This window comes from Aeromonas sp. s5 (assembly GCF_040907865.1).
GTDB classification, from domain to species: Bacteria; Pseudomonadota; Gammaproteobacteria; order Enterobacterales; family Aeromonadaceae; genus Aeromonas; species Aeromonas dhakensis.
Genome location: NZ_JBFOCO010000006.1, coordinates 64,965 through 91,501, shown reverse-complemented (window position 1 = coordinate 91,501; position 26,537 = coordinate 64,965). Strand labels below are relative to the sequence as shown.

Annotated in this window: 28 protein-coding genes; 12 read left to right on the top strand and 16 right to left on the bottom strand. The window is 63.7% G+C overall.

Going from position 1 to position 26,537, the window contains the following annotated elements; translation table 11 throughout:
• The first annotated feature begins 90 nt into the window (after window positions 1-90).
• Window positions 91-360, top strand: coding sequence for a type B 50S ribosomal protein L31 (locus AB5Y94_RS04705; RefSeq protein WP_010634187.1), 270 nt, complete (start codon window positions 91-93; stop codon window positions 358-360).
• Entirely contained in the window at window positions 357-482 is a 126-nt protein-coding gene (gene ykgO / locus AB5Y94_RS04700; protein WP_005300174.1) for a type B 50S ribosomal protein L36, read from the top strand. Before AB5Y94_RS04705 ends, ykgO begins: the two co-directional genes overlap by 4 nt.
• Window positions 483-528: 46 nt before the next feature.
• Here ykgO and AB5Y94_RS04695 read toward each other — a convergent pair whose 3' ends face one another.
• Window positions 529-1,395 carry a pirin family protein gene (locus tag AB5Y94_RS04695; protein WP_368205064.1) on the bottom strand — a complete coding sequence of 289 codons (867 nt, stop codon included), beginning with the start codon at window positions 1,393-1,395 and terminating at the stop codon, window positions 529-531.
• Between the two features lie 123 nt (window positions 1,396-1,518).
• Between AB5Y94_RS04695 and AB5Y94_RS04690 the strand changes: the two genes are divergently transcribed.
• The 3 genes from AB5Y94_RS04690 to AB5Y94_RS04680 all read left to right on the top strand — a co-directional run bounded on the left by AB5Y94_RS04690 (window position 1,519) and on the right by AB5Y94_RS04680 (window position 4,799).
• Entirely contained in the window at window positions 1,519-2,424 is a 906-nt protein-coding gene (locus AB5Y94_RS04690) for a LysR family transcriptional regulator (protein WP_368205062.1), read from the top strand.
• Window positions 2,425-2,710: 286 nt separating this feature from the next.
• A complete protein-coding gene (gene sbcB / locus AB5Y94_RS04685; protein ID WP_162519793.1) occupies window positions 2,711-4,138 on the top strand; it encodes an exodeoxyribonuclease I in 1,428 nt (475 codons plus the stop codon).
• 154 nt (window positions 4,139-4,292) lie between these two features.
• Entirely contained in the window at window positions 4,293-4,799 is a 507-nt protein-coding gene (locus AB5Y94_RS04680; protein WP_005300120.1) for a hypothetical protein, read from the top strand.
• Between the two features lie 72 nt (window positions 4,800-4,871).
• Here AB5Y94_RS04680 and AB5Y94_RS04675 read toward each other — a convergent pair whose 3' ends face one another.
• The gene (locus AB5Y94_RS04675) at window positions 4,872-6,581 is read right to left on the bottom strand and encodes a glycoside hydrolase family 36 protein (protein ID WP_368205060.1); all 1,710 of its coding nucleotides are present in this window, start codon (window positions 6,579-6,581) and stop codon (window positions 4,872-4,874) included.
• 159 nt (window positions 6,582-6,740) lie between these two features.
• Here AB5Y94_RS04675 and AB5Y94_RS04670 point away from each other — a divergent pair, with 159 nt between their 5' ends.
• The 3 genes from AB5Y94_RS04670 (at window position 6,741) to cdd (ending at window position 8,849) form a co-directional block, all read left to right on the top strand.
• Entirely contained in the window at window positions 6,741-7,097 is a 357-nt protein-coding gene (locus tag AB5Y94_RS04670; protein WP_123246009.1) for a CidA/LrgA family protein, read from the top strand.
• Window positions 7,094-7,780, top strand: coding sequence for an LrgB family protein (locus tag AB5Y94_RS04665; protein ID WP_010634194.1), 687 nt, complete (start codon window positions 7,094-7,096; stop codon window positions 7,778-7,780). The genes AB5Y94_RS04670 and AB5Y94_RS04665 overlap by 4 nt, the downstream gene beginning before the upstream one ends.
• A gap of 187 nt (window positions 7,781-7,967) precedes the next feature.
• On the top strand, window positions 7,968-8,849 hold the full coding sequence (gene cdd / locus AB5Y94_RS04660) for a cytidine deaminase (protein ID WP_042007764.1): 882 nt from the start codon (window positions 7,968-7,970) through the stop codon (window positions 8,847-8,849).
• Window positions 8,850-8,923: 74 nt separating this feature from the next.
• Here cdd and AB5Y94_RS04655 read toward each other — a convergent pair whose 3' ends face one another.
• The 3 genes from AB5Y94_RS04655 to AB5Y94_RS04645 all read right to left on the bottom strand — a co-directional run bounded on the left by AB5Y94_RS04655 (window position 8,924) and on the right by AB5Y94_RS04645 (window position 12,190).
• Window positions 8,924-10,588, bottom strand: coding sequence for an AMP-binding protein (locus tag AB5Y94_RS04655; RefSeq protein ID WP_010634196.1), 1,665 nt, complete (start codon window positions 10,586-10,588; stop codon window positions 8,924-8,926).
• 97 nt (window positions 10,589-10,685) lie between these two features.
• Window positions 10,686-10,964: a YfcL family protein gene (locus AB5Y94_RS04650; RefSeq protein ID WP_005300108.1), complete on the bottom strand. Its 279-nt coding sequence runs from the start codon at window positions 10,962-10,964 to the stop codon at window positions 10,686-10,688.
• Between the two features lie 110 nt (window positions 10,965-11,074).
• The gene (locus AB5Y94_RS04645) at window positions 11,075-12,190 is read right to left on the bottom strand and encodes an ATP-NAD kinase family protein (RefSeq protein WP_368205058.1); all 1,116 of its coding nucleotides are present in this window, start codon (window positions 12,188-12,190) and stop codon (window positions 11,075-11,077) included.
• Between the two features lie 109 nt (window positions 12,191-12,299).
• Here AB5Y94_RS04645 and AB5Y94_RS04640 point away from each other — a divergent pair, with 109 nt between their 5' ends.
• The gene (locus AB5Y94_RS04640; protein WP_010634198.1) at window positions 12,300-13,034 is read left to right on the top strand and encodes a TerC family protein; all 735 of its coding nucleotides are present in this window, start codon (window positions 12,300-12,302) and stop codon (window positions 13,032-13,034) included.
• Between the two features lie 57 nt (window positions 13,035-13,091).
• On the opposite strand, the gene AB5Y94_RS04635 is transcribed toward AB5Y94_RS04640, so the two are convergent.
• The 11 genes from AB5Y94_RS04635 to pspA all read right to left on the bottom strand — a co-directional run bounded on the left by AB5Y94_RS04635 (window position 13,092) and on the right by pspA (window position 22,623).
• A complete protein-coding gene (locus tag AB5Y94_RS04635; RefSeq protein WP_368205056.1) occupies window positions 13,092-13,580 on the bottom strand; it encodes an OmpA family protein in 489 nt (162 codons plus the stop codon).
• A 2-nt stretch (window positions 13,581-13,582) separates the two neighbouring features.
• On the bottom strand, window positions 13,583-14,851 hold the full coding sequence (locus AB5Y94_RS04630; RefSeq protein WP_368205054.1) for a diguanylate cyclase: 1,269 nt from the start codon (window positions 14,849-14,851) through the stop codon (window positions 13,583-13,585).
• Window positions 14,848-15,399 carry a YfiR family protein gene (locus AB5Y94_RS04625; protein WP_208199965.1) on the bottom strand — a complete coding sequence of 184 codons (552 nt, stop codon included), beginning with the start codon at window positions 15,397-15,399 and terminating at the stop codon, window positions 14,848-14,850. The genes AB5Y94_RS04630 and AB5Y94_RS04625 overlap by 4 nt, the downstream gene beginning before the upstream one ends.
• A 195-nt stretch (window positions 15,400-15,594) precedes the next feature.
• Window positions 15,595-17,142 carry a transcriptional regulator TyrR gene (gene tyrR / locus AB5Y94_RS04620; protein ID WP_010634201.1) on the bottom strand — a complete coding sequence of 516 codons (1,548 nt, stop codon included), beginning with the start codon at window positions 17,140-17,142 and terminating at the stop codon, window positions 15,595-15,597.
• Between the two features lie 169 nt (window positions 17,143-17,311).
• On the bottom strand, window positions 17,312-17,650 hold the full coding sequence (locus AB5Y94_RS04615) for a 4a-hydroxytetrahydrobiopterin dehydratase (RefSeq protein WP_005300093.1): 339 nt from the start codon (window positions 17,648-17,650) through the stop codon (window positions 17,312-17,314).
• Between the two features lie 52 nt (window positions 17,651-17,702).
• The gene (gene phhA, locus AB5Y94_RS04610; protein ID WP_042007755.1) at window positions 17,703-18,497 is read right to left on the bottom strand and encodes a phenylalanine 4-monooxygenase; all 795 of its coding nucleotides are present in this window, start codon (window positions 18,495-18,497) and stop codon (window positions 17,703-17,705) included.
• A gap of 172 nt (window positions 18,498-18,669) precedes the next feature.
• Window positions 18,670-19,701, bottom strand: coding sequence for a YcjF family protein (locus AB5Y94_RS04605; RefSeq protein ID WP_368205052.1), 1,032 nt, complete (start codon window positions 19,699-19,701; stop codon window positions 18,670-18,672).
• Between the two features lie 60 nt (window positions 19,702-19,761).
• Window positions 19,762-21,168 (bottom strand): YcjX family protein, encoded by a 1,407-nt coding sequence (locus AB5Y94_RS04600; RefSeq protein ID WP_368205050.1) that lies wholly within the window; start codon window positions 21,166-21,168, stop codon window positions 19,762-19,764.
• A 133-nt stretch (window positions 21,169-21,301) separates the two neighbouring features.
• A complete protein-coding gene (gene pspC, locus AB5Y94_RS04595) occupies window positions 21,302-21,706 on the bottom strand; it encodes an envelope stress response membrane protein PspC (protein ID WP_005300085.1) in 405 nt (134 codons plus the stop codon).
• On the bottom strand, window positions 21,703-21,939 hold the full coding sequence (gene pspB, locus AB5Y94_RS04590; RefSeq protein WP_005300084.1) for an envelope stress response membrane protein PspB: 237 nt from the start codon (window positions 21,937-21,939) through the stop codon (window positions 21,703-21,705). The genes pspC and pspB overlap by 4 nt, the downstream gene beginning before the upstream one ends.
• 3 nt (window positions 21,940-21,942) lie before the next feature.
• Window positions 21,943-22,623, bottom strand: a complete 681-nt coding sequence (gene pspA / locus AB5Y94_RS04585) for a phage shock protein PspA (RefSeq protein WP_005300077.1) — start codon at window positions 22,621-22,623, stop codon at window positions 21,943-21,945.
• A 196-nt stretch (window positions 22,624-22,819) separates the two neighbouring features.
• Between pspA and pspF the strand changes: the two genes are divergently transcribed.
• The 3 genes from pspF to AB5Y94_RS04570 all read left to right on the top strand — a co-directional run bounded on the left by pspF (window position 22,820) and on the right by AB5Y94_RS04570 (window position 26,502).
• On the top strand, window positions 22,820-23,854 hold the full coding sequence (pspF, locus tag AB5Y94_RS04580; protein WP_042050964.1) for a phage shock protein operon transcriptional activator: 1,035 nt from the start codon (window positions 22,820-22,822) through the stop codon (window positions 23,852-23,854).
• Window positions 23,855-23,944: 90 nt separating this feature from the next.
• Window positions 23,945-25,540 carry an ABC transporter substrate-binding protein SapA gene (sapA, locus tag AB5Y94_RS04575; protein ID WP_042050963.1) on the top strand — a complete coding sequence of 532 codons (1,596 nt, stop codon included), beginning with the start codon at window positions 23,945-23,947 and terminating at the stop codon, window positions 25,538-25,540.
• Window positions 25,541-25,542: 2 nt separating this feature from the next.
• Window positions 25,543-26,502 carry an ABC transporter permease subunit gene (locus tag AB5Y94_RS04570; protein ID WP_005300071.1) on the top strand — a complete coding sequence of 320 codons (960 nt, stop codon included), beginning with the start codon at window positions 25,543-25,545 and terminating at the stop codon, window positions 26,500-26,502.
• Window positions 26,503-26,537: the final 35 nt, after the last annotated feature.

Sequence of the window (26,537 nt, the reverse complement as noted above, 5' to 3'; positions counted from 1 at the left end):
TGCCGTGCAAAAAGTTGTTGATATTGATTCTCAACGGAGGCATGATTTTATTGTTATAACATAACATTAAATCACACAGAGCGAACCATCATGCGTCCAGACATTCACCCCGAGTACCGTCAGGTTCTGTTCCACGACCTGACCGCCAACACCTATTTTCTGGTGGGTTCCACCCTCAAGACCGATCGCACCAAGCTGTGGGAAGACGGCAATACCTACCCCTATGTAACACTGGATGTTTCCAGTGCGTCACACCCCTTCTATACCGGCAAGCAGAAGCAGGTCAGCAAGGAGGGTCAGGTCGCCCGCTTCGGCCAGCGTTTCGGTCAGTTCTTCAACAAAGGAAAAGCCCAGTCATGAAAGTCCTCTCCTCCCTCAAATCAGCCAAGTCGCGCCACCCCGATTGCCAGATCGTCCGCCGCCGCGGCAAGCTGTTCGTGATCTGCAAGAGCAACCCCAGGTTCAAGGCCCGTCAGCGCTGATCCGCGGCACAATAAAAACAAGGCCCTTCTGCGAGGGCCTTGTTTATCACTCCGGCATCACGCCGAATCTGCCGCTGTTGAAGTCATCGATGGCCTGCACTATCTCCTCATGGCTGTTCATCACGAAGGGGCCGTGCCCCACGATGGGCTCCTCGATGGGCTCACCGCTCAGCAGCAATACAGTGGCGTCGCTGTTTGCCTCGATCAGCACCTGCTGCCCCGTTCTCTCCAACACCACCATCTGTGCCTCCCGGGCGATGGCACTGCCGTTGACCTGCACCGACCCCTTCAACACGATAAGCGCGCCGGTCCAGCCTTCGGGCAACTCGAGTGTACTGACGCTACCCTGCACCAGCCGCAGATCCCAGACATGCAGCGGGCTGAAGGTATGGGCCGGGCCACGGACCCCCTCAAACTCGCCAGCGATGACCCGTACCAACCCTGCGTCGTTGGCCAGTGCCACCGTCGGAATGTCGCGCGCCAGGATGGGCTGGTAACCGGGCAGCGTCATCTTGTGCCGGCTCGGCAGATTCACCCACAACTGCACCATCTCGAGCTCACCGCCCGACGCGCTGAAGGCCGGGGCGTGAAACTCCTCGTGCAAGATACCCGCGCCGGCGGTCATCCACTGCACGTCACCCGGGCCTATCACGCCGCCCCGACCGGTCGAATCCCGGTGCGCCACTTCGCCCTTGTAGACGATGGTTACCGTCTCGAAACCGCGATGGGGATGTTCACCCACTCCGCGCGGCCGACTGCTCGGCGTGAAGTTGGCCGGGCCGGCATAGTCGAGCAGCAGAAATGGGCTCAACTGCTTGCCGTGGCTGCTGTAGGAGAAGAGGGAGCGGACGGGAAAGCCGTCGCCCACCCAGTGAGGACGGGGGGCGCTGTAAACGCCGAGGATCTTTTTCATCTGTCGCTCCTGACATATTCGGTGGAATTGAACACTGGAGACAGCATAGTTTCGAAACGAACAGGTGGATAGACTGCTAAATTAGGCATCAGCGTCCTATTTTTGGAACGATGAGAGTACCCTATGCAGGATCTGAATGATCTCTACTACTTCGTCCAGGTGGTGGATCACGGCGGTTTTGCCCCCGCTGGCCGCGCCATCGGCATGCCCAAATCCCGCCTCAGCCGCCGGATAGCACAGCTCGAAGAGCGGCTCGGCGTGCGGCTGATCCAGCGCTCGACCCGCCAGTTTGCGGTGACCGAGCTGGGCCGTACCTATTACGAACACTGCAAGGGGATGCTGGTGGAGGCCGAGGCGGCGCAGGCTGCCATCGAGATGACCCGAACCGAGCCCTGTGGTCTCATCCGCATAAGCTGCCCCATCGCCTTGCTGCATACCCATATCGGCCCCATGCTGGCGGATTTCATGGCCCGTCACCCGCAGATCAGAGTCGAGCTGGAAGGGACCAATCGGCGGGTCGACCCCATCGCCGAAGGAGTCGATGTGGCGATCCGGGTCAGACCGCCACCGCTGCAGGACAGCGAACTGGTGATCCGGACACTGGCGCAGCGTCGCCAGTGCCTGGTGGCCAGCCCGGCACTGATAGCACAACGGGGCTTGCCTGCCGCGCCGGCGGATCTGTACGGCTGGCCCAGCATGGGGCTGGGGGCGCCACGGCTGCACTATGTCTGGTCGCTGTTCGGGCCGCAGGGGGCCCATGTCGAGCTCGCCCACCAACCCCGTTTCGTCACCACCGACATGGTGGCCCTGCGCAGTGCCGCGCTGGCCGGTATCGGCGTGGTGCAGTTGCCGCTGTTGATGGTGCGGGAGCAGCTCGATGCCGGCACCCTGATCAAGGTGGTGCCCGCCTGGGAGCCAAAGCCCGAACTCATCCACGCCGTGTTCCCCTCCCGGCGCGGCCTGCTCCCCTCTGTACGGGCGCTGATCGACTATCTGGTGGCTCGATTCGCCGCCATCGATGAGGAGTAACCTGCCATGCCCGGCCGCGATCACCAGGCCGGGCATCCATCCTCGATGTCCGGCACACTGGCGGGCGCGGCCAGAAGAAACCGTTGAGACATGCCTTTGTCTTAGAAGATCATGGCGTTGCTCATCTCACCGGGCTGGCCAACCTGCCGCGGCCAATAAACAGCCAACCACGACGACTGCCCTTCGCTCTGCCTGCGCTATGGTTTACCATGCAGGCAACCGAGGTGCATGGCACCCCCACCCAGGCGCCAGGCGCCGCCGTCATCGGATATCCCTCTCGAGCAACATGAGCAAAACAGCACACGCCGGCAGCGAGCCGACCTTCTACTTCCACGACTACGAGACTTTCGGCATCAGCCCGGCCAAGGACAGACCGGCGCAGTTTGCCGGCATTCGTACCGATGCGGATTTCAACCTCATCGGCGAGCCGCTGGTCATCTATTGCAAGCCGCCCGCTGACTATCTGCCGGAGCCGGAGGCGTGCCTGATCACCGGCATCACGCCGCAAAAAGCGATGAAGGACGGGCTCTGCGAGGCGGATTTCATCCGTCAGATCCACGAGCAGTTCGCCACCCCGGGCACCTGCGTACTGGGCTACAACAGCATCCGCTTCGATGACGAGGTGACCCGCTACACCCTCTATCGCAACTTCTATGACCCCTATGCCTACGCCTGGCAGAATGGCAACTCCCGCTGGGACATCCTCGACATGCTGCGGGCCTGCTACGCCCTGCGCCCGGAGGGGATAGAGTGGGCGTTTGACGAAGAGGGCAAGCCGAGCTTCAAGCTGGAGAAGCTGACGGTGGCCAACGGCGTGGCCCACGCCAACGCCCACGATGCGCTCTCGGATGTGCTGGCCACCATCGAGATGGCCAGGCTGGTGAAAAAGGCCCAGCCCAAGCTGTTCGATTATCTCTTTGATCTTCGCAACAAGAACAAGGTGAAGGCCCTCATCGACGTGGTGACCATGAAGCCGCTGGTACACATCTCCGGCATGTTCTCCCCCTGGCAGGGGTGCGCAAGCTGGGTGTCGCCGCTCGCCTGGCACCCCAGCAACCAGAACGCGGTGATCATGGTGGATCTGACCCGCGACCCCACCCCGCTCATCGAACTCACCAGCGAGGAGATCCGCGAGCGCCTCTACACCAAGAAAGAGGAGCTGGGGGACCTGGCCGGCATTCCGGTGAAGCTGGTGCACATCAACAAATGCCCTGTGCTGGCGCCGGCCGCCACCCTGACGCCGGAGCGCGCCGACCAGCTTGGCATCGACCGGGCTCAGTGCCGCAAGAGCCTGGATCTGCTGCGCGCCCACCCCGAAGTGCGGGAAAAACTGGTGGAGGTGTTCAATCAGGAGTTTGCCGGCAACAATGACGGCGATCCGGATACCCAGCTCTACGCCGGCTTCTTCGGTCACGGCGACAAGTCCACCATGGATCTGGTGCGCGCCACCCCGGCGGACCTGCTGGGCGAGCGGGAGTTTGCCTTCACGGATCCACGGCTGCCGGAGATGCTGTTCCGCTACCGTGCCCGCAACTGGCCGCACACCTTGAGCGAAGCGGAGCAAAAGCGCTGGCGACTGCACTGCAGCGACTACTTCAGCCGCCGTCTGCCCGACTATGTACCGCGCCTCGAGGCGCTGGCCGAGCAGAATCAGGGGAACGATCGGAACTTTGCCATCCTCAAGAGCCTCTATCACTACCTCGAAAATCTGTGAGATGTGACCCGCCTCACGGTTAAATGACTGTACGCTCCCCCGCCCCGCGACATAATGGGAAGGGGAGCAAAGACTCCTGATGTTTCAATTATTTGTGCGCTAACATTGCACTAACGGCCGGTTGGCCTATCGACCCTTGGGGATGCCTCATCCGATGCGTTCAGGATTATCCGGTTTTGGTTTGCTCATCTGCGCCCTGCTGCCATCGACCAGCATGGCGGGTGTGCGCTTTGATATCCCCGACTACCTGCTGCAGTTGCCGCAGCAGACCTATGAGCTGATCGAGAGCAACTTCAGTCGCCTCTATCGGCAGACCGATTTCACCCCCCAGATCACCAACAGCTATTTCAACCGCTCCGATCTCTACAACTTCGTCGGCGTGCCACTGGCCATCACGCCCCAGGCCGGTTTTCAGCTGGAGGTATTCGGCCAGCTCTACAACCGCGCCTCCCAGAGCTATGTGCACATGAGCCAGGACATGTCGCTCTATCGGATGATCCGGGCCGACATGATGGGCAACACCAACGACGAGGTGGCCCTCGGCATGGGGCTCGGCATTCCGCTCACGGCGCAGCTCACCTTCAAGGCCCTGCTCTCCAGCAACGAGATCCCGGGCTATGGCGCCGCCAACTACGCCATCGGCTTCGAGTGGCGTTATTGACTCCGCTATAGCAGCTCCTTTCACAATAAATTCAGGCTCCCACGGGAGCCTGAATCATGATTGCCAGCCTGCTCAGCGGTAGCGGATCACCCGCCCCTCACCCCCCTGCAGGGTGAGCGCGGTACCGACGGCCCCCTCTTCCCAAAAATCCTCGCCACCCGCTGGCAGCAAAAACTCCTGAGGCTGCGCCTCCCAGTTGAAGAGACAGAGCAGGGTACCGCCCTCGGGCAGGCTCACCTCGCCGCAGGCAAAGTCCATCGACTCGAAACGGGCGCAAGGGGCCCGCGCCGCACAGAGCTCGAGCAGCTTGCGCAGCTGCGCCGCCTGTTCCTCGTCGAGATCTTGCAGCCTGTCCCCGGCCAGCATCATGCCGCCGCTTGCCACCAGCGCCGCCAGATGAAAGCAGTACTCGGCAGGGCTCGCCTGCTGGCTCGGCAGATCCCGCAGGCAGATGCAGTCGGGGTCGAGGGCCCAGAGCTTGTCATTTTGCCAGGCGCGGCAGAAGGCCTCGCGGGCGATCTGGCGATAACGCTGGCCGTGGCGCTCCACGTCATCGCTCACCCGCATGCCGTGCACCAGACCAAGGCTTGGCCAGATGGGCGCATTGCAACCGAGCAGGAAGGCCCCCTCGCCCGCCCCGCGCAGGATGGCGGCCATGCCGCGCCGGTAGGCCTCGACCCGGGTGGCAGCCGGGTCGTGGAAGCAACCGCCGTGGATGGCCCCCCAGAAGTTGGCATCGAGCTTGAAGTAGTGGATGCCCCACTGCTCGCGCAGGGTGCGGAACACCCGCTCGAGGTGAGCCTGCACCTCGGGGTGGGTGCCATCCAGCACGTACCAGGGGGTACAGCGCCAGCCGCCGTAGGTAACCCGCTCGGAGGGTAGCGGCAGCCCGTCCTCCCCCTTCACGAACCAGTCGGGGTGATCCTGAAACACCTGGGAGCCGGGCTCGGCGATAAAGGGGGCCACCCAGAGCGCCGGCTCGCAGCCAGCGTCTTTGATCTCGGCGGCCAGGGACGCCACCCCCTGCTCGAACTTGGCCGACGGGGTGAGCCAGTCGCCCATCTTGGCCTGATAACCGTCGTCAATCTGCACGTAGCGCAGCGCCGGGAAGCGCTCGGCACGCACCTGCAGGTTCTCGCGAATGTCGGCGGCGCTCACGTCCGCGTAGTAGTGATACCAGGAGCACCAGCCGCTGGGGCGCTCGCCAACCTGACCGATCAGCGAACCATGCTCAGCCTCGATCTGCTGCGCCAATTCGGCCAGCAGCGCCTCCCGATCTTTCCCCTCAAGGCAGAGCAACGCCTCGCTCTGCCAGAACTGGCCGGCAGGGAGTGCACGCCCCTCACAATTCATCAGGATCTGCAGCCGGCCATCGGGGTAGAGCCGAAACTCCCCGCCAAAGCGCTGACAACTGGCAAAGGCAAGCAGCAGCCAGCCCTTGTCATGTTCCACTAACAGCAGGTTGTGCACCGTGTGATAGCCCTGATCGTCGGTGATGCGATAGACGCCGGCATCGGGGCAGCGGCCAACCGGTTGCGGCGCTTGCCAGCTGCCCATGGTCTGGGCCAGCATCTGGAAGCCTTCGCCGTAGATGGCGCTCGCAGGCAAGAGGCCGAGTTTGCCGTCAAACAGCGTCCAGTGCCCGACCCGGGCCTCGCTGCTGCCGGTGTTGTCGAGCCGCACCCGGCACAGGGGGCCTTCCCACTGGCGGGTTTGCAGCAACGAAGGGGGGAGATGGTGGTCGTCCGCCAGCTGACGCAGGCGGGACAAGAGAGATGTCATGGCGACTCCTTGTGGTTCGAAAAGGGTTCTATCTGAAAATCTTCAATGAAATCAGCCTCAAACGAACTGATTTCAGCTGTTATTGTTTTAATGCCGCGACCCTGTCTCTCTGGTAGACTGGCGTATTCCTTACTTCACCGTTACCAAGATGGGGCTCCTGTGATCGCACAACGTGCCTTGCTGTACCTTCGTGACTTTCTGGTCATCGTCGCCTGCCTGCTGGCGGGCAAAACCCTGGCAGCCATCCTGCCGTTCGCCTTCCCCGGCAGCATCATCGGCATGCTGCTGCTGTTCGTGCTGCTCTCCCTGCAACTGGTGAAACTGCACTGGGTAGAACTCGGCGCCGGCCTGCTGTTGCGCCACATGGGGGTCTTGTTCGTGCCGGTGGCAGTCGGGCTGGTGGCCTGGCTGGAGCCGCTGCGCCAATCCTTCGGTCTCATCATGCTCTGCATCGTGCTCGGGATCGTGCTGATCCTCGGCACCGTCGGCCGTCTCTACCAGAGGATGAACAGATGATCTTCTGGCTGGCCATTCCCTTGACCCTGGCGCTCTATTTCGCCACCCGGGCCCTCTATCGCAAGCTGCCCTGGCCCATCATCAACCCGGTGCTGGTGCCCACCGCCGTCATCATCGGCCTGCTGCTCTGGTTCGATCTGCCGCTGGAGCAGTACGAGAGCGGCACCCGCCCCATCACGGCCCTGCTGGAGCCGGCGGTGGTGGCGCTGGCGCTGCCCCTCTATCAACAGGCCCGCCAGATCCAGGCCAGGCTCAAACCCATCCTGATCTGTACCCTGAGCTCGGTCCTGATCTCGGTCTGCACGACCCTGGCGGTCGGTCATTTCATGGGCGCCGATCCGGCACTGCTGGCCTCGCTCGCCACCAAATCCATCACCACCCCGCTCGCCATGAGCGTCAGCCAGTCCCTCGGCGGCATTCCTGCCATCGCCGCCGCCGTGGTGGTGGTAGTCGGGATCGTCGGCGCCCTGGTGGGCTTCCCCCTGCTCAGGCTGATGCGGGTCACCGACCCCGAAGCCCAGGGGCTGGCCATGGGGGCCTGTGCCCACGCCATCGGCACCGCCACCTCCGCCGAGCAGGGCATCACCCAGGGCGCCTTTGCCTCGCTGGCCATGGTGGTATGCGGCATCCTCACCGCCGCCGTGGCGCCCCTGCTGTTTGCCATTTACCACTGGTTGAGCTGAAGCGCACCCTTTTCCGCTGCGGTGGGCCTGCGGGCCCGCCGATGTGCGACCTGCCGCACAATTTGCACAAGACAAACGTTTCCATTAACATCCTCCTCCGTTTGCCCGTCAGGGCGTGAGCACGCTCACACATTTGCCCGAGCTTGCTCCCTACAATGGCCCCCCAATTGGCCTTTGAGGACACACTATGCATCCCCGTTTTGCCAAGCCACTCGATACCCTGTCCGCTCCGCTCAAGGCAGCCCTGCTGCCCATGCTGGGCGATGACTTCCAGGCCCGCTTCACCGCCGATCAGGTCGCGACCCTGAAAGCCGCTACCGGTCTTGACGATCGCGCCCTGCGCCTAGCCCTGCTGCCGCTGGCCGCCGCCTGCTCGGTGGCCCCCATCTCCAAGTTCTTCGTCGGCGCCATCGCCTGCGGCCTGAGCGGCAACTGGTATTTCGGCGCCAACATGGAGTTCGCCGGCCAGGGACTGTTCCACTCGGTGCATGCCGAGCAGTCCGCCATCTCCAACGCCTGGCTGGGCGGCGAGACCGGCATCTCCGAGATCACCGTCAACTACACCCCCTGCGGTCACTGCCGCCAGTTCATGAACGAGCTGAGCACCGCCAAGACCCTCAAGGTCTCCCTGCCGGACGACTTGAGCGCGCTGCAATCCTTCCTGCCTCACTCGTTCGGCCCGGCGGATCTGGACATCACGGACGCCCTGATGAGCCCGCAGTCCCACGACGAGCTCCAGCTTGAGAGCGAGGATCCGCTGTGGCAGGCCGCGCTGGCCGCCGCCCGCCAGAGCTACGCCCCCTACAGCCAGGGTTATGCCGCGGTGGCACTGCAGTTCGCCGACGGGCGCATCTTCTGCGGCCGCTACGCCGAGAACGCCGCCTTCAACCCCAGCCTGCCACCGATGCAGATGGCCTGTGCCCATGCGGTGCTGGGCGGCGAGGATCTCGCCACCATCCGCCGCGCCGTGCTGCTGGAGAGCAAGGATGGCCAGATCAGCCAGCAGGACTCCGCCCGCGCCACCCTCAAGGCGCTCGGTTCGGTCGAACTGGAGTATCAGGCGGTCTGATCGGCCATGGCCTGAAACAACAAGGGGAGCCAGTGGCTCCCCTTGTTGCTTTGTGGTGATCAGCGGATCCCCTGTCAGGACTCCCAGACGATGCTCTGGGAGGAGGACCAGGCGTCCCCCAGGTTCGCGTACTTCTGCTCCAGCAGGTGGCGGCGGATCTTCATGGTGGGCGTCAGCACCCCGTTCTCGATGTTCCAGGGGCTCTTCACCACCAGGATGCCGCGAATTTTGGCATGGGACTCCAGCTGCTCGTTGACCCGGTTGCGGGCCGCCTCCAGCTGGGCATTGACCTGATTGCGGTCCCCCTTCATGGCGTGTTCAGCCAGCTGTACCAGCGCCACCGGCTGCGGCATGCCGTAGCCGATCACGCACAACTGCTCGATGATGGGCTCCTGGCCCAGCAGCCCCTCGATGGGCACCGGCGCCACATACTTGCCCTTGGCGGTCTTGAACACGTCCTTCATGCGGCCGGTGATGGTGAGGTAGCCCTCCCGATCCAGCTTGCCCATGTCGCCGGTGTGCAGCCAGCCCTCTTCATCGATGGCCTCGCGGCTGTGCTCGGGATCCTTGTAGTAGCCCAGCATCATGCCCTCGCAGCGACAGAGGATCTCCCCCTCGTCTGAGATCTTGATGTTGACCCCGATCCCTGCCTTGCCGACCGTGCCTATCTTGTCGGCCCTAAACGGGTAGTTGATGGTGGAGTAGGCGTGGTTTTCGGTCATGCCCCAGGCTTCGGTCACCTGAAGGCCGATGCTCAGGTACCACTCAAGCAGGGCCGGCGACACCGGCGCCGAGCCGCAGCCAAGTACCCGCGCCTGATCCAGCCCCAGCCCCTTTTGCAGCTTGCGCTTGATGAGGCCCGAGACGAAGGGGATCTTGAGCAGCAGCGCCAGCTTCTGCTGAGGCAGCTTCTCGAGGATCTTGATGCGGAACATGGCCCACAGCCGCGGCACCGAGATGAACACGGTGGGACGGCAGCGTTTGACGTCCTCGATGAAGGTATCGAGGGACTCGGGAAAGGCGATGGTGGCGCCGCCGTAGAGGCTGCCGCCGTAGATGTAGACCCGCTCTGTGATGTGGGCGAGCGGCAGATAGGAGAAACCGCGGTCGGACTGGGTCAGACCCACGGTCTCCACCAGCTTCTCGCACGACCAGGCGTAACGTTCGACGCTCAGCATGGCCCCTTTCGGCTTGCCGGTGCTGCCGGAGGTGTAGACCAGGCTCAGCAGGGCGTCAGGCGCCTGCACCGGGCTGTCCGGGATCGGTTCGTGGCGATCCAGCAGTTCGTCCCACTGGTGGGCCGCCGGCATGGTGTCATAGGGAAAAGCGATGCGCAGCAGATCGGCGGGCACCCCCGCCTCCTGGCTCTTCCAGTCATCGAGCTTGCCGACGAAAATGGCCTTGGCCTCGCTGTGGCGCAGCACGTATTCGATGGTGTCGACGTTGGCGGTGGGGTAGATGGGCACGCTCACGTACTGCCCCATCTGCATGGCGAGATCGGCGATGAACCACTGGGCGCAGTTCTTGGAGAGCAGTGCCACCTTGTCGCCGGCCACCAGCCCCAGTTGACGCAGTGCCGTCACCATGCGGCGGGCCTCATCGGCCACTTCGCCCCAGGTGAAGTCCACGTATTCTCGGTTGATGGTTTGACGCAGATAGACTCTGTCAGGAGACTGCCGCTCCCAGTGATAGAGCATTTCGAGCGGCAGTTTATTGGCAATACGCGAGGAGGAAGCCATAGTTTAATCCCTGAAACAAAAGGCGAAACTTATTATTAACCTTTCACTAACCTCAGGGAAGAATAAACTTAAACTTCTGTTTGAACTGTGTAACCGATCAAGCTTCTGCCTGTTGTTGCAAACGAATCCACATCGCCTGCACCAGCTTCTCATCCTCTTCCGAGAGTTCACCCTGCAAAATGGCCTCGTTCAGGCTGCGCAGCACATAGCTCTTTACATCCCGCACCAGGGTCTTGCCTTCCAGCTCGGCCCGCGCCACCGCCAGCGAGATGTGGCCGCGCAGGTAGCCCCCGGCAAACAGCTCGTCATCGGTCGCCGTGGCCACCATGCTGTCTATCAGTCCCAACAACTTGTGCTCAAATTCATGAATCGTCATTTAACGCAGCCTCATTTTCCGGGATTGCCGGCAAAATAATTCGGGGGAGTGGAACCGCGATCCGGTTGATCGCGGCTCTCTGGCGCCAGGCCAGCCGCATCCTTGATGTCCTATTCCGGGTTGGCCACCGGGTAGATGACCTGATCCTTGTATCCCGTGGTGATCCGCAGATAACCACTTAACGACCGGTTCAGCGCCGGATCATCGGTATCCACCAGCAGCGGACGGCCATCGAGGGCTGCCAGCTTGGCTTTGGTGGCCAGGACCTGGATCTGGTCCCGCCCGACGGCCCGGATCACCTCTGGACTCAGTTGCTGATTTCCGCGCCCGAACAGATGTCCCTGACCGCCGATCAGGGTGATGATCAGCCGGCAGCGACGACCGCGGATCCGGGTCAGGATCTCGGCGGCGGACAGATCCTGCCCGATAAGCTGGCCATTTTCCACCAGATCCACACCGAGCAGGGTATTTTCCAGACCCAGCTCCATCATGCAGGCCGCCACCGTGCTGCCTGAGCCCATCAGATAGAGGGTATCGGGCTCCATCTGCTCGACCACACCGGCGGCGATGTCCGCCAGCACCAGCTCTTCGGACTCCCGTCCCCCCTGCTTGACCGCCTGCACGTAGCGCAGATCGCCGGGCACCTGCAGCTGGCCATAGTGGCGGGCACGCACCTTGCCGGCGCGAAACGCCTCCTCGTCGATGTCCATCACCTCGGCATCCACCAGACTCAGCAGTTCGCCTGCGATCATCCTGGCCGCCACCCGGCCGCTGGCGGCGGGGGTCACCCCGTACACCCCTGAGTGGATCTTGCAGCCGGCCGGAATGCCCAGCACATGGCACGACTCCCCCACCGCCGCACAGATGTCCCGCGCCGTGCCGTCACCGCCGGCAAACAGCAGCAGATCGACGCCGGCCTCGCGCAGCGCCAGCGCCGCCGCGCGGGTATCGGCCGCCGTGGTGGGCACAGTGGCGGGCTGGTAGACGATGCGACAGGGCAGACCGAGCTCGCCGGCAAGCCCGGCCCCCATCTCCCCCGCCACCGTCAGCAACTCGAAGCGCTCCGCCAGTTCACACAATGGCAGCAGCGCCTGACGAGCCCGCTCGCAAGCCTTGGGCACGGCGCCACGGGCCAGCGCCTCGGCCACCATGCCGTCACTGCCCTTGAGACCGACCGCGCCGCCGATGCCGGCGACCGGATTGATGATGAGTCCTAAACGAAACATGATATCCTCCCTGCAGACGCCCGCCATTTTATCTTTTCAAGGCGCAGGGACAAGCCGTGACTCCCCTGCTAAAATGCGCTGCTTCACTTTTTTCAACCAAGGTTTCATCATGCTGGAATGGGTTCTGGACCCCTCTGCCTGGGTCGCGCTCGCCACCCTGACCCTGCTCGAGATCGTACTCGGCATCGACAACATCATCTTCATCTCCATCCTGGTCGGCCGTCTGCCGGAAGCCCAGCGCCAGAAGGCGCGGATCCTGGGGCTGGCGCTTGCCATGGGCACCCGCATCCTGCTGCTGCTATCGCTCGCCTGGGTGATGCGCCTCACCGAGCCGCTGTTCACCGTGCTGGGCGAGGCCATCTCGGGCCGCGATCTCATCCTGTTGCTGGGGGGCCTGTTCCTTATCGGCAAGAGTGCCCACGAGATCCACGCTACCCTGGAGGGGGCCGCCGAGCCCGAGAGCGTGAGCACGGCCGCCTCCGGCTTCATCAGCACCCTGATCCAGATCGCCATTCTCGACATCGTCTTCAGCCTGGACTCGGTCATCACCGCCGTGGGCATGGCGGATCACGTGCCGGTCATGGTGCTGGCCATCATGATCGCCGTCTTCATCATGATGTTCGCCGCCAAGGCCATCGGCGACTTCGTTGACAACCACCCCACCATCAAGATGCTGGCCCTCTCCTTCCTCACCCTGGTGGGCTTTGCGCTGATGGCCGAGGGGATGGACCTGCACATTCCGAAGGGCTACATCTACTTCGCCATGGCCTTCTCGCTGACGGTGGAGATGATCAACATCCGCCTGCGCAGTCATCACGACCGCGAGAAGTTCAAGCAGCAATAACGGCGAGCCACAAAAAAGAGCGCCTGATGGCGCTCTTTTTGTATCTACACAACCGTGTCATTCATTGCTGATGACAATTGCCACGCGGCGGTTCTCGGCCCGACCGGCAGCCGTCTTGTTGTCGGCTATCGGATCGCGCTCGCCACGGCCCCGGATGTCCAGGTTGGCCTGCGGCATGCCGACCGAAACCAGCACGTCGGCCACCGACTGCGCCCGCTTGTAGGAGAGCTGATCGTTATAGTCCGCCGCCCCGTTGGAATCGGTATGACCATCGATCCGCGCCCGGTTCAAGCCCACTTCCAGCAGCGTCGTCCCCAGTTTTTCCACCACGACGCGCGTCTTGGGGGTCAGGGCATCCGCGTTGTTGGCAAACAGCACACGGTTGGAGAAGTCCAGAGTCCAACCCTCGTCGGTCAGGCGAAAGCCTTGTTCCTTGAGTACGGCGATCTGTTCTGCCGTGAGGCCGTAGGGAGCACTCTGGCAACCCATCAGCACGCTCAGCAGCAGACCGATCAAGCCGGTTTTCATCAGGACATGGATCTTCATTGTTATTTTTCCTCAGCAGAGACATCGAATTCCAGCTGCTCATGGAGTGCAAGCTCCCGACGCAGCCGTTTGGCTTGGTACATGGCATGGTCCGCCTGCTGCAGCAGATCGGCGGCACTCTGCCCCTGATCCGGATACAGCGCGACGCCAATGCTGACGGCCGCCACCAGCTGGCTGCCGTCCCCCAGTACCACGGGGTCCGCCATGGCCTGCTGGATGCGGGCAACCACATCCTCCGCCTCCTCCACCAGGGAGAGGGGGGTGAGCAGGATGGCAAACTCGTCGCCCCCCAGACGGCATACCAGATCCATCGGCCGCAGCTGATGTTGTACCCGTCTGGCCAGCGCGATCAGCACGTCATCCCCGGCGGCATGGCCCAGGGTGTCGTTGATCTGCTTGAAGCGATCACAATCGAGGTAGAGCAGCGCGAAGCGCTCGTCATGCAGCCGGCCCGTGGTGACCGCCTGATCCAGACGAGCCTCAAACAGAGCACGATTGGGCAAGCCGGTCAAGGCATCGTGGGTGGCCTGGTGCAACAGGCTGGCATTCTCCCGCCGCTGGTGGGCCTGCCAGGCCTCCAGTTCGTCGAGCAGGGAGTTGAAATCCTGACCCAGCTCGTGCAGCTCGGCGATGTTGGCCTCCGGCACCCGCATGGCGAGGATCCGCTGGCGGCTCACGCTGTGGGCCACCTGGGCCAGCTCCTTGAGCGGCGCCGTGAGGGAGTGTTGCATCCGGTGCGCCACATAGAGGGCCCCCAGGGTGCTGAGCACCAGGCAGAGCAGCATGGCCAGCAGGGTTTGCAGCAGGAACAACAACAGATACTGGCCGTGCCCCACCAGGTGAATGTGGGCGATCTCCATGCCCCCCCGCATCATGGGTTGATCCACCGGCCCCGGCAGGATGATCCGCGCCAGATACTGCTCAAGGCCGGACCAGGGGGTGCTCATGGCCCGGCTCCAGCTCGCCAGCAGCTGGCCGCTCGGCAGATAGATGCTGGCCTGCGCCACGTCTTCGTGCGTGAGGATGGCCTCCAGCGCCTCCCGGGCCGCATCCTCGTCGTGGAACACCACGGCCGCTTCGCTGGTATAGCCGATGGCGCGGGCGACCAGCTCCAGATTGTGATCCGCATAGAGCCGCAGCGCCAGCAGGGCGATGCCGGTCAGCAGCAGACCGGCCATGCAGACCGCGGTCAGGGACGTCACCAGGTGGGTGCGTCCCAGACTCTGTCGCAAGGTGAGGCGCTGGGAGGGGGGGCGAAACAGACCTATCATGACCCCCCCTCATCGGCCTTGGCCAGTTTGAGCACCGCCGGATGCACCCGCACTCCGCTCCTGGCCAGGGCATCCAGATTGACCCTGAACCGGATCCGCTCCTTGCCGATCTGCAGGCAGAAGACGGCGTCGGCCACGCACTCCGAGCTGGATTCGCTGATGCTGAGGATGGGGTAGCCACGCAGCCGCTCGAACAGCGGCAAGCGCCGCTCGGAGGAGAGCACCCCCAGATAGAGCACGTCGCACTGGGGGCCGATCGCCTCGTCATCGATCTCGTAGCGATGGACGCTGACCGGCCGGCCGTTGGCCTGCTGCTTGATGGAAAAGAGCGCGGTGGCGTACTCCGTCGGCGCCGCCACGCACAGGCGCAGCTCGCTCGGTTCACTCGGCCAGCGGGTATAGCTGAGAATGTCGAGCACGGTCTGGCGTACCTGCTCGGACCGCAGCTCGGCCGCAGTGAGCGGGGGCGACTCGCTGGAGAGGGCCAGCGAGCAAAACAGGGGCGCCAGCCAGACAAGGATCCTGAACAGTGAAAAAGAGTGCATCATGCCTGCGCTTACACCCGCCTCAGCAACCACACAGGGCACAGACCCGAAGGGGGTGAGCCGGCAGGAGATAGTATTGAACTTGTCAGCAGCATGACAAGGCGCAGCCCGCAGAGCAAGGGGTTGGCCGGGCTGGCGTCACAATAATGAAAAGGGCCCACCCCGGCGTGAGCCCTGCGATAAGTTACATTCATGGGGTTACTTCTTGCTGATCCCGTATTCCCGCAGTTTGTTGGCGATGGCGGTGTGCGACACCCCCAGCCGTTTGGCCAGCTGACGGGTGGAGGGGAACGCCGGGTAGAGCCGCTCCAGCAGCCGGCTCTCAAAGCGTTTCACCGCCTCGTCCAGCCCCCCTTCGAACCACTCGTCGATGAGCGGCATGGCATCGGCGGCCACCGGCAAGTCCACGTGCTCCGGTCCGATCTCGTCCCCTTCCAGCAAGGTCATGGCACGATAGAGGCAGTTGCGCAGCTGGCGCACGTTGCCGGGCCAGCGATAGGCGGTCAGGTACTCGGCCATGTTGCGGGTAAAGCGCGGGCGCGGACGTTGCAGTTCGCTGGCAAAACGGGAGACGAACTGCTGGGCCAGCGCCATGATGTCCGCCTTGCGCTCGCGCAGCGGCGGCAGCGCCAGACTCAGCACGTTGAGGCGGTAGTAGAGATCTTCCCGGAATTTGCCCTCGTGCACCAGATCCAGCAGCTGCTTCTGGGTGGTGCAGATGAAGCGCACATTGACCTTCACCTCCTGCTCGTCGCCAACCCGGCGGAACACGCCGTCCTGCAGCACCCGCAGAAACTTGGTCTGCAGATGGGGCGACATGTCGCCGATCTCGTCCAGCATCAGGGTGCCGCCGCTGGCCAGCTCCAGTACCCCGCGCTTGCCCTCGGTGTTGTTGCCAAAGGCGCCGGGGGCATAGCCAAACAGCTCGCTCTCGGCCACGTTGTCCGGCATGGCCGCGCAGTTGAGCGCCATGAAGGGGTGACTGGAGCGCAGACTGGCACCGTGGCAGGCGCGGGCCAGCAGCTCCTTGCCGGTGCCGGTCTCGCCGACGATCAGCAGCGGCGCATCCTGCATCGCCAGCTTGCTCGCCTGGGCCAGCACCTGTTTCATCTTCTGGCTCTCGGCCTGCAGGTGTTCAAAGCCCCCCACTTCCACCGCGTGCAGCGCGCTGAAGTGCATGCCAACCCGGCGGGCGGACTTGAGCACCACCACGGCGCCGGCCAGGGCCTGCTTGCCCTTCTCCTCGGCCACGAACAACGGCATCAGATCCGCCAGATACTCCTCACCGCCGATGCTGAGCTTGCAGGTCTGCGGGCGGATCTCGCTCGCCTCCAGCCAGCGGCTGAAGGAGAAGCCCTTGACCAGGGAGCCGAGCGCCGCGCCGCGCACCTCCTCCACCGGCAGGGCCAGGGTGGTGAGGGCGGACTGGTTGGCCTGGGTCACCTTGCCCTTGGCATCGAGGGAGAAGACCAGATCCGGCAGCGCCTTGAGCAGCGCCTCAATCTCGTGATGCTCGCGCTCGGAGGGCATGTAGGGGATGGTCTTGACGTCATAGACGCCGGGAATGCGGCGGATCTCCGGCATCAGGTGCTGGAAATCACGAAACTCCAGCTCGGGAAAGTTGAGATAGATGATGCCTGAGGTATCGATTTCGATGCCGCGCAGATCGATGTTGTGCTCCACCAGGCGGTCGAGCAGTTCCCGGGTCAGGCCCAGGCGGTCTTCACAGCTGACTTCAAGACGCATTCGGGACACACTTCCTAGCTAACTCTATGAATGACCGGATAATACAGACTCGATCCCGCCAGTGCGAGCGCCAGCCCATAAAAATGCGGGCCCGCCCCGTTTTCACCGGGCAGGCCCGCGTCATCTACAGGCGTTTATTTGAGCAATTTGTCGATGAGGAATGGCCTCTTCACTTCAGCAGCTCGTCCGTGCGCGCCGCCATGATGAAGTCGTTGCGGTGCAAGCCACCTATCTTGTGGGTCCACCAGCTGACGGTCACCTTGCCCCACTCGGTGAGGATGGCGGGATGATGAAACTCCGCCTCCGCCAGTTCACCCAGCCGGTTGGTGAAGGCGAGCGCCTCCTTGAAATTGCGGAAGGTGAATTCGCGCCGCAGCTGCAGCTCACCCTTTACCACCAGCGGCTGCCAGTCGGGGATGAGGCGCATCAGTTCGCTCAGCTCCTGCTCGCTCACCTTGGGGGCATCGGCGCGGCACGCTTCACACTGCTGGCTGGCCAGTTCGGACATGGGACTCTCCTTGTGTATCGATGAAAAGGGGTGATCAACACCGGCGGGCGACTCAGCTCGCCTGCTTGCCGCCGGCCGGTGCAAAACGGGGTGGACGCAGCCCCAGGCGGCGCGCCTCGGCCACCATGGCCATGATGTCCTGCTCCGCCAGACGATAGAGCTCATCAAGCTCGGGCAGCACGAAATAGGTGGGCTGCATGATGTCGATGCGATACGGGGTGCGCAGCACCTCGATGGGATCAAAGGGTTGCAATACCGGCTGGCTGCCGAGGGCATAGGCCGTCTCGCCGATGGAGGAGAGAATGCCGCCACCGTAGATGCGAAGCCCCTCCGGCGTGGCCAGCAGGCCAAACTCCACCGTGAACCAGTAGAGCCGCGCCAGAAAGACCCGATCCTCTTTGCCGGCCCGCTGGCCGAGCTGGCCATAGACATGGGTGAAGTGGGCGAAGGCGGGGTTGGTCAGCATGGCGCAATGGCCGAAGATCTCGTGAAAGATGTCGGGCTCCTGCAGGTAGTCGAGCTCGTCCCGGCGGCGGATGAAGGTGGCCACTGGAAACTGGCGGTTGGCCAGCAGGGCAAAGAAGCGGTCAAAGGAGATGAGTGCCGGCACCGCCGCCACCGACCAGCCGGTGGCCGGTTGCAGCACGGCGTTGATCTGGGCCAGCTGGGGGATCCGATCCCGGGGCAGGTCGAGCCGCGCCAGCCCGGCCTGGTACTCGTCACAGGCCTTGCCTTCGAGCGCAGCCAGCTGGCGTGCGATCAGGATCTGCCAGGTGCCGTGCTCCTCGTCCGAGTAGTGGATCGTGCCCGCTTCGTCCGGCTGGTGGGCGGTGTAGAGACTTGCCATGGGTGACTCCATCCTCTGGGTTGCAACCCGCCATCCGGGCGGTGTGGCGCCATTGCGCGATGAGATCACTGTAACGGTTTGCCCCCCAAAAAAGCAGCCGACCCAGGGGTCGGCTGTCGCGGACAATTGTAAATAATTTGTGACAACCACAATCGAGCCCCTGGCCTGGTGCTCACCCCTTGTTGAGGTAGCCCGCCAGCTGACCGATCAGCCGCTTGCGCAGCTCTCCCAGTCTCGGCTTCTCGTCCGCGCACCAGGGCAACGGGCGGCACGCCTCTATGGTGCGCAGGCCGAGCCGGGCGGTGAGCAGCCCGGCCCCCACCCCTTGTGCGGCACGGGCGGAGAGCTTGGCGGTGAGCTCGGCCCCCAGCAAGTCCATTCCCACCTCGGTCACCAGCTCGGTGGCGCCGGCGTAGAGCATGTTGCGAAACACCTGACGGATGAGGCGGATGCGGCTCCAGTAGCCAAGCTCGATGGCGTAGACATCGGCGATGTCCTCTATCATCCGCAGGTTGCGCCACAGCATCAGCATCATGTCGACGGTGGCGAGCGGGCTCAGGGCCACCAGCACGGCGGCCTCCCCCGACCATTTGGCCACCCGCGCCTGGGCCAGCTTGTCGCGCTCACCGAGCACCAGCTGGCTGTAGAGGGTCAACACCTCCCGATCGTTGTGGCTCTCGTCGAGCTGGGCGAGCCAGGTTTGATACCCCTCGCGCCCCTTGTCGCCGCTGCGCTCGGCCAGCCCTTCGCAAAACCCCTGCCCCTGGCCGACCCCCTGATGGGTCAGCAGATCCTCGGCCCGCGAGCGCACATCCTGGCGCCGCTTGAGGGTGCGCAGGCGCAGCCACTCGCGCCCCACTACCCCGGCGGTACCCGCCGCCACCAGTGCCGAGGCCGCCAGCCAGGCGCCGCCCCAGAGCGGGGTGGTGAGAAACTGATCGTAGAGAAAGGCGCCGTACTGGCCCAGAGAGAGCAGGCCGACCGCCCCCAGCCCCCAGGCCAGCAGCCGATGACGGCGGCGCGGCTTGATGACGAGGGCGCTCTCCACCTCGGTGAGCTCTTCCAGCTCATCGAGGCGCTCGAAGCTCGCCTCCTCCAGTCGCTGGGCGGGTGCCGACGCTCGCTGGTCGTCAGCTGTCGTCAAGGTGGGCTCCAGGATCACCTTGCCCTGCAGCGGCGGCTGCGCTTTTGTCTGATCGTTCATCGCTTCTCCTGAAAACCGTCTTCTGGGTGCGGCGACGGAAACAACCCCGGCCGCACACCCTTATTCGAGGTGATCCCCGAGCAGAAACTCCAGCGCCGCATCGAGCCGGATATGGGGCAGCGCCTGATGGGCGCTCATGGGCAGCGGGCGAAAAACCTGAAAATCAAAGCCCTGATTGTTCCACCACTGCGCAGGGGGGATATGGGATGGCACCTCACCCGGAAACAGCAAGAGCGATTCACCGCTCAGGCTGGTGCCACGGATGGCGGGGAACTCGCGGCCATCGGCCACCCCCTTGCCCACCTCGGTCGCCTTGATGGCGGCCAGCGCCAGACACTCGGTGGCAATCCCTTCAAAACGGGCCTGGCCGCGGCCGCTGCGCACCAGGTGCTGCAGCAGGGAGACCATAGAGCCATGCTGCTCCGGGGTGACGTGATCGGCCTTGCTCGCCACGAACAGCAGCTTGTCGATGCGCGGCGAGAAGAGCCGCCGCCACCAGTTGCTCTTGCCGTAGGCAAAGCTCTCCATGATGCGGGCGATGGCCTGCTGCATGTCGCCAAAGCTGGCCGCCCCGGCGTTGAGGGGCTGCAGGCAATCCACCAGCACGATCTGGCGATCGAAACCGGCGAAGTGCTGCTCATAAAACCCCTGCACCAGATGCTGCTTGTACTGCTCGAAGCGCTGCTTGAGGGTGGCGTAGAGGGTCCCCTCGGCGGGCTCGCCGGCAGGCTTGTCCCACACCCAGGGCACAAACTGCAGCATGGGGGCACCGACATACTCCCCCGGCAGCACGAAGCGGCCGGGCTGGATCAGGTGCAGCCCCAGCTCACGCTTGCAGGCGTGCAGATAATCGGTGTAGCGCTCGGCGAGCTGGGCCACCGGCCGCTCCTCGAAGTCCTGCTCCGCCTGCCATGCGGGTGCCAGCCAGCCGGCGGCCAGGGTCTGCAGCTCGGGGCGGCGCAGCTGCTCGCGCACCTGCTCGCTCCACTGCTCGTAGCTCATCTCCAGCAGCGGCAGGTCGAGCAGCCACTCCCCGGGGTAGTCCACCAGATCCACGTAGAGGGTGGAGATCTCCCCCAAGTGTTTGCGCAGCGGATGACGGGTGCGATAGCGAATTTCGAGGCGTACCTCGGCCACCCCGCGGGTCGGCTCGGGCCAGGCCGGCGGATCGCCAAACAGAGAGTCGAGGCCACGCTCGTAGGGGAAGGTGGGAATGTGGGCATTTTGCTGGGGTACCCGGCGAGCGCCGAGGATGCGCCCCTGGCGCAGGGCATCCCACAGGGGCAGCCGGCCATCGATGGCCGCGTGTTCCAGCTGGTTAACCAGCGCCGTGATGAAGGCGGTCTTGCCGCTGCGAGAGAGGCCGGTGACTGCCAGCCGGATGTGGCGATCCCGTACCCGGTTCACCACGTCGCTTGCCTTGTGCTGCAGGCGATTGAATTGCTGTTCCAGTTTATTGAGTATCAAGGCTTGTTCTGTTCTCCCGTAGCTGCCCGGCGAAGCGGGTGGCAGGCAGCACCACCCTCGTCATGATCCCCGCCCGCCTCCCCTGCCATCAGAGGCAAGTCCAGGCCGGCGGGGCCATCGTACCGCTCAGGCCTTACAAGTTGCGAAACTCCCGCTGCAGGGTGAACTCCTTGGAGGTCACCAGCTTCTCGATGCGCTGCACCCTGGGCTCCAGCGCATCCAGCTCCTGGCCGATGCGGGCAAGGGCCTGATGAGGCGTGACGCCTGCCTGCCAGCTGCGCGCCTTCATCCGCACCTCGGCAAAGTCGGCATCCTCCTGGGCGTAAAGGGTGACCGGCTTCTTGTCGAGCAGAAACCAGGCGGCGACGTAGGCGGTGAAGGTGATGAAACCGGCGAAGATGAGGCCGCTGATGGCCAGCAACCGCACGATCCAGGTCTCCACCCCGAAGTACTCTGCCAGACCGGCACAGACCCCGGCTATCTTGCCGCGCTGGGGGTCACGATAGAGGTTGCGCCCCTCTTTGCTCCACTGTGTCATACCTTGTTTCTCCAACCAGGAACCTCGGCATCCAGAATCGACTCCAGGGCGCCGACCCGCTCCTGCATCTTCTCGGCACGCACCAGCAAACCCTGCAGCTGTTCACGCTCGCCATCGGCAAGACCGGCGCCAATGCGCCCCTTGGCGCGGTAGTGCAGCACCAGCCAGATGGGGGCCACCACTACCATGAAGACCACCATGGGAACCATCAACACACCCAGCAGATCTTCCATCTGTTATTCTCCCTGTTTCGGCGTGGTGTCGCTCTGGCCCAGCTTCTGGCGCATGGCTTCCAGCTCTTTGCTTATCTGATCGTCGGCTTCCAGCTCGGCAAACTGCTGGGCCAGCGCCTTGTCGGACTGCCCCAGATCGGCGCGGGCCTCCATCTCGTCGATGCGGCGCTCCATGCGTTCGAACTTGCTCACCACCGCCTGGCTGTCGCCACGGGCCACCTGGCTCTGCACATTGAGACGGCTGCTGGCCGCTTCGGTGCGAATGGCCATCGCCTTCTGGCGGGCACGGGCATCTTCCAGCTTGGCTTCCAGCTGACGGATCTCCTCCCCCAGCTTCTCGATGCCGCTGTCCACCGCCTGCTGCTCACGCAAGAGGGAGTCGGCCAGCTCGGCCTGCTTCTTCTTCTCGATAAGCGCAGCGCGGGCCAGGTCTTCCCGCTCCTTGCTCAGGGCCAGCTCGGCCTTGCCCTGCCACTCGGCGACCCGCTCCTGATGGCGGGCGACCTGGCGGCCGATCTCTTTCTGGTTGGCGAGGAAGCGGGCCAGGTTGGATCGCTCCTTCACCAATTCGTCTTCCATCTCCTGGATGATCAGGCGCACCATCTTCTGGGGATCTTCTGCCTTGTCGAGCAGGGCCGTCAGGTTGGAATTGATGATGTCGGCCAGGCGGGAAAAAATACTCATGATTGTACTCCTGTGGTTGGCATACGTTGTTTCTCCATTGACAATGGCAACTTGTGTGCCAATCTGGAACAGAATTTAACTTGTTGATTTATATGGGGCTGCTCGATCGTATTTCAAGAGGCACCACACAAGTAATGATTAGAATCACCAACTTTTGGTAAGATTGACCAGCTTTCACCGACTCACGGGGATGACTATGACCACGGCCACGGAAAGCCTGTTGGGGGAATCCAACGCATTTCTCGAGATCATTGAGCAGGCCTCCCGCCTGGCGCCGCTGCGCAAGCCCGTGCTGATCATCGGCGAACGGGGTACCGGCAAGGAGCTGATCGCCCACCGCCTACATTATCTCTCGGCGCGCTGGGATCAAAGCTTTGTGACCGTCAACTGCGCCACCCTGAGCGAGAGCCTGCTGGAGACCGAGCTGTTCGGCCACGAGGCGGGCTCCTTCACCGGTGCCGCCAAGCGTCACCAGGGTCGCTTCGAGCGGGCCGATGGCGGCACCCTCTTCCTTGACGAGCTGGCCACCACCAGCGCCCGGGTGCAGGAAAAACTGCTGCGGGTCATCGAGTACGGGGAGTTCGAACGGGTGGGCGGCGCCAAGGCCCTCAAGGTGGATGTGCGGCTGGTGTGCGCCACCAACGAGGATCTGCCGGCGCTGGCCGACAAAGGGCAATTTCGCCACGACCTGCTCGACCGGCTCGCCTTCGACGTCATCACCCTGCCCCCCTTGCGGGAGCGGCGCGACGATATTCTGATGCTGGCGGAGCACTTCGCCCACGGCATGACCCGGGAGCTCGGCTATCCACTGTTTGCCGGCTTCTCGCGCAAGGCGACCCAGCTGCTGCTGGATTACCCCTGGCCAGGCAACGTGCGGGAGCTGAAAAACGTGGTGGAGCGCAGTATCTACCGCCAGGGCAACCCCCAGTTGCCGCTGGCCGAGCTGGTGCTCAACCCGTTCGATTCCCCCTGGCGGCCCTTGGCTCGCACCGACACCGCCGCGGCGCTGCCGAGCGAGGCGCAACCGGCGCCCGTTGCGGCCACTGCCACCCTGCCGCTGGACCTCAAACAGGCGGTGGCGGGCTACGAGATTAATTTACTCAAGCAAGCGTTGCAGCAATCCCAGTATAATCAGCGCAAAGCCGCCCAACTGCTGGCCCTGAGCTATCACCAGTTCCGCGGCATGCTGCGCAAATACCAGTTGCTGGACAGTGACAACGATGCGGATTAATAACCCGGGCAGCCCGTGCCAGAGCGGCTTCCACCCCTTGCCGGCCCCATCGCCGGCAACTTCGTATAAAAACATGGTTCGACAATGAGAATGCTCAAACCCCTGCTGCTTGGTGTGCTGGTGCTGCTCACCGGTTGTCACAAACAGGATGACGCGTCCAAGACGGGACTCATCTATTGTGCGGAAGGCTCGCCCCAGACCTTCAATCCCCAGGTCTCCAACTCGGGGGTGACCTTGGATGCCAGCTCGCGCCCCCTCTATGACCGCCTGCTGGAGGTGAATCCCAACACCCTGGCGCTCGAAGGCGGGCTCGCCACCCGCTGGCAGGTGAGCGAGGATGGTCTCTCCTATACCCTGACCCTGCGCCAGGGGGTGACCTTTCACCACACGCCCTGGTTCAACCCCTCCCGTCCCCTCAACGCAGACGACGTTGTGTTCACCTGGCAGCGGCTGCTCAACAAGCTGCACCCCTATCACGAGGTGTCCGGCGGCGAATACCCCTACTTCTACAGTCTGGGGCTGGATCAGCTGATCAAGCGGGTCTACCGGAAGGGGGCCGATAAAGTCGTGTTCGAGCTCATCCGGCCGGATGCCTCCTTCCTCGCCACCCTGGCCAGCGACTACGCCATCGTGCTCTCCGCCGAGTATGCCGAGCAGTTGCAAAAGGCCGGCACCCCGGGGCTCATCGACAGCCGCCCGGTGGGCACAGGGCCGTTCAGCTTCAAGGAGTATCGCCACAACGAATACGTGCGCTACCTGCGCCACCCCGGTTACTGGGGCGGCGAGGCCAAGATTGAGCAGCTCATCTACGACATCACCCCCAAATCCTCCAAGCGGCTGGCCAAACTGCTGACCGGCGAGTGCGACGTGATGAGCACCCCCTCCGCCAGCCAGCTGTCGGTGATCGACAAGGATCCCGACCTCAGCCTGGCGGTGCAGTCCGGCATGAACGTCGCTTTCCTCGCCCTCAACACCCGCAAGGCACCGTTCAACAAGGTGCAGGTGCGCCAGGCCATCGCCAACGCCATCAACATCGACAACCTGCTGCAGGCGGTCTATTTCGAGACGGGCCAGCCCGCCAACAGCCTGCTGCCGCCGCTCTCCTGGGGTTACAACCCCTCCCTGCCGATGCGCCAGCCGGATCTCAAGCGGGCGCGCCAGCTGCTCAAGGAGGCGGGACTGGCGCAAGGCTTCGAGATGCAGGTGCTGGTGCAGCCGGGCTCGCGCGCCTACAACCCGGATGCCCTCAAGACCGCCCAGCTGATGCGAAGCGATCTGGCCAAGATCGGCATCAAGCTCAAAATCGTGCAGCAGGAGTGGCCGGTCATCGAGGCCCGCCTCGCCCAGGGTCAGTACGACAGTCTGCTCAGCGGCTGGATCGCCGACAACGCAGACCCGGACAACTTCTTTCGCCAGCTGCTGAGCTGCGCCGCCGTCGAGCGCGGCAACAACTACAGCCGCTGGTGCAGCCCGGCGTTTGATCAGCTGCTGGACGACGCGGTGACCACGCCCCAGCTGGCGTTTCGGCTGCGCAACTACTATTACGCCCAGACCCTGCTCAACGAACAGATGCCGCTCATTCCGCTGGCCCATGCCCTGCGTACCCAGGTCAGCCGCAGCGACATCGAGGGGCTCTCCCTGATGCCCTTTGGCGGCACCGTCTTCAACCAGGCCTATCGGGAGTAAGCATGTTTCTCTATATCCTGCGTCGCATCAATCTGCTGCTCATCACCCTGCTGGCGCTGACCTTCGTCGCCTACCTGCTGGACGTGCGTCTCATCGGCCAGCAAGCCAGCTTCTGGAGCGGCTACCCCGACTTCCTGCGCCGCATTCTGGATGGGGATCTGGGGCTCTCCAGCGTCTCCGGCCTGCCGGTGCTGGACGAGATCCGTCACTACTTCCCCGCCACCCTGATCCTCTGCGGGGCGGCCTTTGCCATCTCGCTGCTGGTGGGCATTCCGCTCGGCACCCTGGCGGCCCTCTCCCAGGGCAAGCCGCTCGATCTCACCATCATGACCGCCGGCCTCATCGGTTACGCGGTGCCGGTGTTCTGGCTGGCACTGCTGGTGGTGATGTTCTTCTCGCTGGAGCTGGGCTGGCTGCCCGCCTCCGGCCAGATCAGCCTGCTCTATGACGTGCCCTCCATCACCGGCATCGCCCTCATCGACGTCTTGATGAGCCACGAGCCCTGGCGCCAGGCTGCCCTGCACGACGCCCTGCGCCACCTGATCCTGCCCTCGCTGGTGCTGGCGGTGGTGCCCACCACCGAGGTGATCCGCCACGTGCGCAGCTCCCTCATCGACGTGATGAAGCAGAACTACATCAAGGCAGCGGCCAGCCGCGGCCTCTCCCGCCGCCAGATCGTCTGGCGCCACGGCCTCAAGAACGCCCTGCCGCCGGTGCTGCCGCTGCTGGGCCTGCAGCTGGGCAGCGTGCTCACCTCCGCCATGATCACCGAGGTGGTGTTCGAGTGGCACGGCATCGGCCGCTGGCTCATCAACAGCATCGCCCTGCAGGACTACGCCGCCATCCGCGGTGCCACCCTGGTGGTGGCCAGCTTCGTCATCTTCATCAGCGTCAGCACCGAGCTGCTCACCACCATCATCTACCCGGCGCGGCGCAAAGAACTCTATGCAAAACAAGACTGAACGTGCTCATGGCATGACCCGGAGCCAGGAATCCT